This window comes from Dermacoccus sp. UBA1591 (assembly GCF_002322065.1).
GTDB lineage: Bacteria > Actinomycetota > Actinomycetes > Actinomycetales > Dermatophilaceae > Dermacoccus > Dermacoccus nishinomiyaensis.
Genome location: NZ_DCNR01000082.1, coordinates 68,651 through 70,597 on the forward strand (window position 1 = coordinate 68,651; position 1,947 = coordinate 70,597).

The following is a 1,947-nucleotide window of genomic DNA, read 5'->3' on the forward strand; positions in this document are numbered from 1 at the left end:
TGCAGGGAGCGGGGGCTCAGAAGAACCAGCCCTCCGGCAGCGGCTCGCCGTCGGGGCGCGCGCCGTGGGCGTGGCCGTCGAGCGGCGGGATGCCTGACGCCTCCATCGCCGCGACGTCAACGTAGTGCTCCCGCCCGAACGCGAGCGGGAAGACCTCGTCAGGCATCTCGAGGATGCCGCGCGCGTCCGACTGCGAGGCGTGCGCTGCGAGCGCCGCGCGCTTGTTCTCGAGCCAGGGCGTGACGTCGACGTAGAACGAGATCTCGCGCTCGGGCAGGCCGAGCGGGTTGCCGTCGTCCATGGGCTGATCGGGGTTGAACCCCTCCCCCTCGGGGTAGACGCCCGCCTCGACGGCCTTGCGATACATGACGCGCATGCGATCGCGGTTCATCGTCGATTCGAAAAGCCTCGGCGTCTCGCGCGTCAGCTCGAGCGCCCGGTGCATCACCGGGTGCACCTTGACGTGGTCGGGGTGGCCGTACCCGCCATGCCAGTCGTAACCGACGACGACGTCGGGGGCCTCTTCGTCGAGGATGTCGGCGAGCCGCTGGCCCGCTTCGGTGAGGTCGGCGCCGTGGAACGCCTTCTCGCCGGCGTTCTGCTCCCACCCCGTCATGCCGGAGTCGGCGTAGTCGAGCCACGCGACGCGCGCCGTGCCGAGCACCTGCGCCGACCCGGCGGCCTCGGTGCGTCGTCGATCGACGACGCTCTCGCCGGGCGCGAGGTCGTCGGGGGCATCCCCGTGATCACCGTTGGTCGCATACACGACGACGACACGATGTCCCTCGGAAACGGCTCGCGCCATCGCCCCCGAGGTCTGGCTCGCTTCGTCATCAGGGTGGGCGTGGAAGAAGAGAATCGTCGACACGCCCCATAGTTTCCGCCATCCGGCGGCATCAACCGCAATCGTGACCGGCGCGCGAGGACGATCTGTGGCCGCGGCGACCCGCGATCCCGGCCTGCGTGCACTCCACGAGTCGGCGCTGCGACGATCGAGGGCGTGCCTACCGGGCGGCCGTCTGCGTCACGTGACCAGCCACCGCACCCGCCGGGAACACGCCGGAGCCCCCCGGCTCGTGCGCCGGGGGGCTCTCGCGTCGAGGACGAGGCTCGTCAGAGGGAGCGTGCGCGGCGACGCAGCTGCATCGCGCGGATGATCTCGACGATGCCGGTGACGAGCAGGAACACACCCGCGATCCAGACGAGGGTCGCCATGGACGAGATGGGCGAGGCGACGAGCACGATGCCCGCGAGAATGCCGATGACGCTGGAGACGATGACCCACCCGCGGCCCTGGCCCTTCGTCGAAAGGCCGCGGGCGAGCATCGTCATCGAGTTCATGATCCAGCCGATGCCGATCCACAGCCCGAGCAGAGTGACGGAGTGCGTCTCGCTGCGGAAGCAGAGCAGACCGAGCACGACCGACAACGCGGACACGAGCAAGGATGCAGCGCGCACGAACCCCGGCATCGGCACCGCCAACCCGACGAACAGCCCCATGAGGCCGCTCAGCAGCAGAAAGATGCCGAACAGCACACCGATGACGACGGTGGTCGGCCCCGGCCAGATCAGGGCGATCAGACCGACGATGATGCTCACCGCGCCGACGCCAGCGATCGCCTTCCACGCGTGCGTGGCGAGACGATACAGCGGTGTCTCGACGATGGTGCCTTCGAGGCTCATAGTAACTCCTTCGCGACGGGTGGGTCACGAGAAAGCGCTCGGTGTGTGCCTCCCGCCCCACATCCCGATTGTCCCACAAGCTCATGGGCGAACCCTGGAAGCAGGACATGCCCTACAGACTCACCCGGCCCAGGCCATAGCTCGCGGCCGAGCTGTCACTGCAGGACTTTCTCGATCACCTCACGCAAGTAGGGCGCCGTCGCGCTGTTGTCGTCTGCCGCGACGTCGGCCGGCGACCCCGCGACGACGACGCGGCCGCCGTCC

General features: G+C 69.1%; 2 protein-coding genes. Both read right to left on the bottom strand.

Features of this window, described 5'->3' with window-relative positions; translation table 11 throughout:
• Positions 1-16: 16 nt before the first annotated feature.
• Positions 17-868, bottom strand: coding sequence for a PIG-L deacetylase family protein (locus B2284_RS08885; RefSeq protein ID WP_006945163.1), 852 nt, complete (start codon positions 866-868; stop codon positions 17-19).
• A gap of 245 nt (positions 869-1,113) precedes the next feature.
• Positions 1,114-1,683: an HdeD family acid-resistance protein gene (locus tag B2284_RS08890; RefSeq protein ID WP_082740578.1), complete on the bottom strand. Its 570-nt coding sequence runs from the start codon at positions 1,681-1,683 to the stop codon at positions 1,114-1,116.
• Positions 1,684-1,947 lie beyond the last annotated feature (264 nt).

Excerpts from the sequence above, each read along its gene's own strand:
- B2284_RS08890 (WP_082740578.1), bottom strand. The coding sequence starts at position 1,683 with ATGAGCCTCGAAGGCACCATCGTCGAGACACCGCTGTATCGTCTCGCC.